This window comes from Phycisphaerae bacterium (assembly GCA_024102815.1).
In the GTDB taxonomy this organism is placed as follows: Bacteria; Planctomycetota; Phycisphaerae; order UBA1845; family UBA1845; genus JAGFJJ01.
In genome coordinates this window covers 1-8397 of record JAGFJJ010000034.1, presented here as the reverse complement: position 1 = coordinate 8397, position 8397 = coordinate 1, and the positions used below count along the sequence as shown (strand labels likewise).

Annotated in this window: 3 protein-coding genes; all 3 read left to right on the top strand. The window is 59.1% G+C overall.

All coding sequences use genetic code 11. The features are described 5' to 3' along the window. Positions 1-714 precede the first annotated feature (714 nt). The 3 genes from J5J06_09110 to J5J06_09100 all read left to right on the top strand — a co-directional run bounded on the left by J5J06_09110 (position 715) and on the right by J5J06_09100 (position 8183). Positions 715-3291 (top strand): hypothetical protein, encoded by a 2577-nt coding sequence (locus J5J06_09110; protein MCO6437231.1) that lies wholly within the window; start codon positions 715-717, stop codon positions 3289-3291. Between the two features lie 546 nt (positions 3292-3837). Next, the gene (locus J5J06_09105; GenBank protein ID MCO6437230.1) at positions 3838-6105 is read left to right on the top strand and encodes a hypothetical protein; all 2268 of its coding nucleotides are present in this window, start codon (positions 3838-3840) and stop codon (positions 6103-6105) included. Positions 6106-7097: 992 nt separating this feature from the next. After that, a complete protein-coding gene (locus tag J5J06_09100; GenBank protein MCO6437229.1) occupies positions 7098-8183 on the top strand; it encodes a transporter substrate-binding domain-containing protein in 1086 nt (361 codons plus the stop codon). Positions 8184-8397: the final 214 nt, after the last annotated feature.

Sequence of the window (8397 nt, the reverse complement as noted above, 5' to 3'; positions counted from 1 at the left end):
TTCATGCATGCCGATTATGACTGCTCCGGCACGTTCGATTGCTACCTCGGCCCGGACGAGGACGACATCGATGGTGACGGCGATAGGACAGAGCTAATTGCGACGACCGAAGCTCTATATGATCACGCCGGCCCAGGCGGAATGATGGGCCACGGCCATGGCGGTATGGGCCGTTAACTCGGGAAAGTCGACATCAATTCAGACGGTTTAATTCCGTTACGAAGTCCTCGGTTGCGACGACGCCGGAGCGTCGAAGGACGATGTTCGTTTGATTCTCTTCTCGTTGCTCATCGACGTTGGCCCATGACAATTCCTCCTTTCCCCACCGCCGAAGTGTAACCCGACGGGTGGATTAGATTGAAAGGGAAGGGTTCACGGGAGGCGTCGATTCGACATGGCCCCGATGGGGGCACCCAGGCCGCATTCAGTGGCACTTTTTCTCAATAATTCGTTGACGATCCGTCGATTCTGGCCTATCCCTGTGCCTCATAGTCGGGCCGTCGATTGTCGAACTCTTGGAATCATATCTGGTTGCGCTACAACTGACTGTAGGTACGCGGCGTCGAAGGTGCCGTGTTCATGATCTTCAGCAGGGTCTAACGGGTCCAAACGCCGCATCACGGCAAGATGGATAAGAGTAAGAAGCTCTTCTGAGTTCAAGTGCTTCTATCAGCCGTGAGATATTGATGCTGCAAATCTGAAGGAGACACGCGCATGAGGTGCAAGAAGCCCATCCTCCGTTGTTCCGGCCGCTGCACAGTTTCGTTCGCGTTGCTCCTGCTCGGGCTTAGCTCCTCGGCAACGAGAGCGGGTGACGTGGGAGTTGGCACTCTTTACGACTATTCGATCGCCGGCGTTCCCGACTTCGATCAGAAGCGAGATTTTCTTGACTTTCCCTATCGCGTCGGACTCCCTGCCAACGACGAAGGGACGTGCGCTGGGGATCCCATGATCGACTGTATCGAGGATTTCGACTGTGGGATTAACCTCCCGTGCAATTTCGTCGGGGGCTCAATGTTCTGTGCACCGACGGCCGCGATCAATTGGATGGCGTACATCGCGGATCACGGGTATCCCCTGCTGGCGCCCGGCCCATCACCGAACTGGCAAAGCATGGATGAATATAACCGGGTCGGCGAAGCGATTGCCCTGATGGGTGTAAAGATGAGCACCGATCCAAACACCGGGACCAAAGGTAAAGACATCTTCGACGGTCTGGTCGATTGGCTCAGCTCGCACCCTGGGAAGTTCTCGGTTGTGCGATTCGCACGCAGCGGATCCTACTGCCCGCGCCTGGCGGATCTTGCTCAGGCCGGGCTTGCCGGACAGGTCGTGATACTGGGCGTGGGATATTACGATGAGGGGTCGAATGGCAACGATTGGGAACGGACCGGTGGGCATTTGATGTCGCTTGTGCAGGCCAAGGCATCCGGGAATCCAATCGTGTACACGATGTATTACAATAACCCAAGCCGCAACGACTCAACGATCCATCAATCCACTTTCATCTCGGGAGACACCGAGCTCGAACCGACAATCGCGACGTTTGACGGTTTCGTCCGCACGGAGGATCGGCTCAAGGACTGGACCGGCAAGGCCACGTTCCTGGACGGCTATTCCGCGATCGTGCCCGTTTTTGGTTTATCAAACGGTCCCGGAAACAAGCTCACGACATTGAACCCTGTTCCGGTCACACCGTTCAGCAGGGCCTCGTTCGAAGAAATCGATAGCCCGTCAGGCGAGCCCATTCTGACGGGCGCTCTCCTTTCGTCGTATTCGGAAGCACTGATCGTCACCGACGGTGGGGCGGTCGGACCCAATCGACTGTGGCATGTTGATCTACGCACCGGAGCTTCCGAAGAAGTCTTGCTGACGGACGAGCCCAAGCTCGTTGCGACCTCACCTGCGACGCCACGCCAGAGTTATGTCCACTGCGGACAACAAATCTGGTGCCTTTCCCATCCGCACTTCGACGTTGCCGCGCAAGTGACCCTTCCCGCCGGAGTGGTCGTAAACGGCTTGGCCTACGACGACTTTTCTGATGAAGTGGTCGTCCTGTCGACGTCGAGCGGCCAATTGTTGCGTTATCCTGCAATGCTGGACCCGGGACCTACGGTAATGGCACTGCCCTCGGCGATCGCGCCCACTGGAGCCGTTGGGCTCGTGGTCGAGCATTGGGACGCTGGAATATGGGTGCTGGACCAGGCGGGAGCGACGATTTACCGCCTGGTCAACGATGGGGCCGGCGGGCTCCTGGTTGCCGATGTGATAGCAACGCCGCTGGTCAATAACCCGGAGGCAATCGCCGTGGACGACGCTGGACGTCTCATTGTGAGCGACAGCAACGCTGTAGTCGAATTGGAGCGTAGTGCCGCAGGTGGTTGGCAAATATCTCAGAATCCCGTGTTCTCCGGCCTGACTGCAGGATCGTTTCTCGATGTTGTTCGTTCGCGTACGAACTTTGATCCGGCAACGATGACGGGTCCGGCATGGCGGCATGTGCTTCCTTCAGAAGATTTCGGGGAGCCAGCGGAAAACCCACCGCTGGCGCTAACGACCTATCCCCACGGCGCGGCCAAACAGCGTTACATCACCTTCGCGCCGGATTCGTCACACACGGCCGCGGCATTCGAAGTGACGGACGTCGGCTCCGGCTCGGCGTACTACATCAGCACGCCGCGCACGACGCCGGCGTCGGTGGTGGGACAGGGGCTGACCTTCGTGGTGTCCGATGCGTCGCCGGTCCTTTTCGATTGGACGTCGCTGCCGGTGATTCATGTGGGTGGTTGTATGATCGCGCCGGGGGATGTGGATGCACCGACCGGCCGGGCTTATGAAGTGCGAGCGACAACGGACGGGGTTGCCTTCTCCGCACCGCTGACCGCATACACGGCCGCGCGACCCACCGCCGCGAACGCCCGATTCTGGGCGGACGTGGTCGGCTCGTTCTCGGCCGGTGGCGATGGCTCGACCACGCCGCCCACGCCGGCGGACTCGTGGACGCCGCCGAATCGAAACGTGAGCGGTTTCGACATCTCGGCCACATTGCAGGCGGTATCCGCGGCACCGACTGCGCCGCACTTCACCTGGTGCGACGTCAACCCCGAGCCGACGGACCGCGTGGTCATCGGTCCGGATGTTCTACGTGTGGTGAACGCGTTCAGCGTGGGATCGGGTAAGGAGTTCTATCCGTACGCGTATCCGCAGACGCCGACAACGATTCACGCGCCGACGCCACCTTCGCCGGCCCTGTGTCCGACGCCACCGCTGATGGCGGAGTTGAGTCCGTGACTTTCCAGTGTTGGACAGCATGGGGACCTGCTTCGCACACCGGGCACGTGCGCGACCACTGATCGGCACTCCATTCGAACGTCACTTCAGGGAGCGAGCCCATAATCTCCGGTTTGCGCTGCGGACGGAGTGTCATAGCTCCGTTCATGGCAGAGCCTGAGCACTCTCGCGGAGAAGAACCGTCGAGGGCTGGGCCACCATTCTGCTGATCAGATCGTTTTGTAACTTGCCTGCTGAGCAAGAATCGGTCGCCGTAACAACTCCTTATCGGAGTGCCCCCAAAGAGGGCGCGCGTCGCGAGCGCCTCCGACGCGGACTTTGCGGACCGTTCGCGTATCACCAAGCCCGACCAGTGTATCAGTTTATTTCTTGAATTAGCCACTTGAATTCCGCCTCTCCCGGTGCTTAACTATTGAAACCGCTTAATTCCGAGGGCTTGCCCGGTCTTCGGCCTCTCGCTTGGTAGGCCAGAAGTATCGCAGCTGTGCCCGCAACTCCAATCACCGCGGTGTTCTTGTTCACCGCAACAGGGGGGAGATACATGGGATGAAACTGATTCGCCAGGTTATCCTCATGTCTACGGTCATCATGTCGGTTTGGCTTGCCGTTTCAACGCCGACTTTGGCGGGCGGCGACTTCGACGAGGACGGCTACGTCAGCCTGAACGACTACTTTGTCTTCAACTTCTGCTTCACTACTTCTGGTCCCGGGAGCGAGCCGGCCTTCCAGGCCTGCACCGACACATTTGATGAAGACGCCGACCAAGATGTCGACTTGGCTGACTTCGCGGCTTTCGCCCGGCAGCGAGGGCACCTGCCTATTCCGCTGCGCGACACCTTTGGGGACGTGATCCGGTCCGGGTCCACCGAGCCCTACAGCGGTCGGCAGACCTGTACCGGGGCGTGCCATGCGCACGACATCGACCACATCAGCAATGGTTTCAAGTTTCAGCACGGCCGGACGGACGTCGACGGCAACATCATCATGCAGGAAGACTTCTTCGAAGATGGGCGCTACTGGCATCGTTCTCCAAGTCGATACGGCCTCTGGGGTCAGCCTGCCGGATGGCGCATTTTTTCGGCGAAAGACAATGCCAACGAGTCGGCCTTGGATAACACGACGTTCGAGTGGGTCAGCGCATGTGGGGCATGTCATTCGGGCGGAGGACCTGGAGAGTTCGATCGAGATGGTGTGCGCCTATTTGAACCGGCGACGGGGCAGTTCGGCTATGAGCTGCTCGGCAAGTCAGCCATCGATGTCGCCTTTGACGGGGACTACGCGTATATGAGTCCGATGGGCCAGCTGAATCCAGCTCCCTGGGATGCCACCGGCGTTTCCGAGCCGGACTGTCTTAACTGCCACACGCCGGATCCCGGCTGGAACAATGGTCAGAACGTCAACCGTTACATCTGGCGAATGTCCGTACTCGCTGCCCGGGACAGGCTTGTGGACGATCAGGGTTCGCCGGTGCAGGCGTACGCGGCCGTCGGTGCAGCGGGCCAGGGCTGGTTCTCGAATATCGACATCGCGTTTCCTCAGCTCCTGGCCACACGTCTTCAACTGGATTACTCCGTGGGCGTCGCGGCTGGGACGCTGGAATTGGCAGCGGATGACGCCGTAGCCCTCAGCCCCAAAGCGCTGACCGTACCCCCGCGTGACAATGCCTGCTGGATGTGCCATGCGCCGAGTTGGACCGTGCTGCGAGGTGCGCTCTGGTTTGATGAGCGCGACATACATTACCGCAAGCTGACGCGTCGCAACGATGACGATGCATCTAACGATATTCCGGCGGCCAATGCAAAGGCGTGCGCCTTCTGCCATCCCGGAAATCTCGAACACAATCTGGCGAAGGGGAGCAGCTTCAGCTCGGCTTGGCGCGACGAACTCGACTGGGTGGGCTTCCGATCCTGCCGAGAATGCCATCTGACTGAGATTTCTCCCGGCGTGCCCAATGTCAATCGGCACCCCGATGCTCCGGATGTCCCCGGGGATGTTATCGTCCACCAGGCGGGCGGAATGATGGAGGCCCTCTCGTGCCAAGCGTGTCACGTGCCTTACGCGCTGCTCGACGCTCAACAACGGCTGACTTTCTTTGATATTACCGTTGGCGGAGTTCCGGGCTACTATTGGGCCGCCGAGTACTACTCGGCGGACCCGCTCGATCCGGCGAGTCCGGACAAGAGTCGGTGGTATCCAGCGTTCTTTCCGAAGCGGGATTCGGATGGCGAAGTGCGCCTGTTCCCTGCGGCCTTGTTCCTGAGCCTCTATTGGGGCGACTGGGATCAAAACGGAACGCCGGACTTGTACGAGGACGATGTCATCGCACCGATCCCGATTTGGAAGATCAATCAGGTCACCGGCTGGGGACCGCTTCCAGGCACGACAGATGATAATGGCGACGGCAAAATCGAAGTGAATCGCCCGGAGGAGATCCTCGCCTATATCCAGGCACTCAAGGGAAACGATCAGTACGGGCGGCGAGTAGCATCGAATCCGGTGCTCGTAAAGGGCTGGCGTGTTTGGTACGAGGATTCGAATGCCCCCGAGGGAGTGAATTGGCTTGATTCTGATGAGTGCGGCATCAACACCAACTGGAAAGGCGGCGTGTGGGGCTTCGATCACAATGTTCTGGCACAGGAAAAAGCATGGGGAGCGTTCGTGGTTTCCCCGGCTGAGGGATGCAATCATTGCCATCGACCAGGCTCATTCGATTCACCGGTCTTCGATCGCCTGATTCTTGTCGATCCATTCGACGAGAATGGGGTGCCGGTATATCGGAAGGTCCGGGAGATGACGGGGTTGAATCCCCCTTAGTCAGAAGCCGGAGCCGTTCGCGGCACCGGAGGATTGTTCGTAGGCTGTTGCAAATGATGGGCGAATCACTGACGCGTACGACACTGGAAGCACAGCGTTCGCCCGGGCGAACACAACGTAAAAAATGCCTCGCTTGGGTCGAGCTGCCGATTTGCGGAGGGTAACATTCCCTCCAGTTGGCGGTCGAAAGCGAATTCCGCCGACCCAGGGGTAAAGAACAGACGCCGGCGCGGAGATGTGCCGGCGTTTTCGTCTCTATCGGCTTCACGCACAAGAGCTTACGGATCGTCTTGTAACGCGCGTTGCGGCAAGAAACGCTGTCGCCCGACCTCAGCCAAGGCAGTCGAACCGTGCACGTTGCCCGCGTTTCGCCTTGAGTCTCGGATTCTCTTGCGACGACCGACCCGGGGGCTACGGTGACGCGTAGAGTTCGCCAATTCGATGCTACTCCAACAATTCCACACGACGATGACGCGTGAGACCCCGCAAGATCGACCGAATGCTTCTCCCCGTTGTCCCATTGAATAGAGTAATGCCAGTCGGCACGTCGGAATCGAAGCCGACGTTTCTTGCGCTGACACCGTACCTGCGATAGAATGTAAAAATCGTACTTCGCATCCTCCCTCCGGTCCAAGAAGTGACCGCGCGGAACAAGAATCTACGCGGTTCGAATACACGCCGGAGCGGGTCGGGCCGATTCCTGTTCAGGGCAAGAGGACGCGGGGTTGCGAGGTGCGATGATTGCCACGCAATCGCTGCTGTCGAGACCGCTTGCGGGCAGCGTAACGATTTGATCGCCCGCGTTCGCACCATGGGCTATAATGATCGACCTAAACGGAATGCAACGTGCCCCAGCGCTCTCCAGGGCACGATGGCGCGGGCATGTTATCTCAATGAACGAATCGTCTCCATTCGGACCGGTCGCGTGGAGGCGATCTTCCAGCACAAGAGAGGGTGTAATGCATGAGACTCTCCGGAGCATAGTGTCCTGGTTGACGTGGGTTTCGATACTCTTGGTTGGGGCGTTTGGAGCCGCCGACACGCTCGCCCAGACCGACAGCTCTAAAGACAAAGTGCCGCAACTGCGCATTGCTACGCGGCAGGTACCACCATTTGCCATGCGAGGGGCTGACGGCCAATGGCGCGGTATCGCGATTGATCTTTGGAAGCAGGCCGCCGATGATTTGGGCTTCACATCAAATTTCGATGAAGCCGACATCGACGAAATGATCGCGGGCCTGCAGGACGGGCGGTATGATGCCGCCGTCGCTGCGTTAACCATGACCGCTGATCGCGAAGCGCAGATCGATTTCCTCCATCCGTACTACAACGCCGGGCTTGGGATCGCAGTGCGACCCGTCGGCGACGTCGCTTGGCTGAAGCTCTTGCGCGGCCTGATGAGCGTTCAATTCTTTACCGCAATTGGCTCGCTCGCCCTCTTGCTTCTGCTTGTCGGTCTGGTCGTGTGGTATGTCGAGCGCCGCCGGAACCCAGCGCAATTCGGGGGCAACACGCTCCAGGGTATCGGCTCAGGATTCTGGTGGTCCGCCGTCACGATGACAACCGTCGGCTATGGCGACAAGGCGCCGACAACTCTGGCTGGACGACTCGTGGGGTTGGTCTGGATGTTCGCCAGCATCATTATCATTTCTGGCATGACCGCGGCGATCGCTTCGGCGTTGACCGTATCGCAACTCTCTCGGGGGATTGCCGGACCGGAGGATTTACCAGGGACACGGGTGGGGACCGTTGCAGGCACGACCTCCGAGGCATATTTGCAGGACCGACTGATCAATGTGCGCCTTGCGGCCGATTCGCCCGCGGATGCACTCAAGGCTCTCGCCGAAGGCCAAGTGGATGCCGTCGTCTACGATGCACCCATTCTGCGCTACTTGGTTAACCGAGAATTGGAAGCCGAGTTAGAAGTGCTGCCGCGCGAATTCGAGCCGCAGAATTACGCTCTAGCGGTGCCACCGAATTCAGAGTTGCGTGAGCCACTCAACCAGTTGATTCTCCAGCGGACCCGCGAGCGAGCGTGGCAGGAGTCTGTCAAGAGACATCTCGGTGACGGTCGATGATCTAGCATCACTCTGGGCATGACTCACTCATCCTTCCACCACCACCGAAGTGTAAACCGGCGGGTGGAATAGATTGAGGGGGAAGGACTAGCCCGGATATTTCATGAGTTGACGTTGATTCGCGCATAAGGAAGGCCTTCGAACCTGGTATGATAGGGTTTGCTCCAACGCAATCATGCCGAGGCACGGAGGCCGTTCGTGACAGAGTGTAACC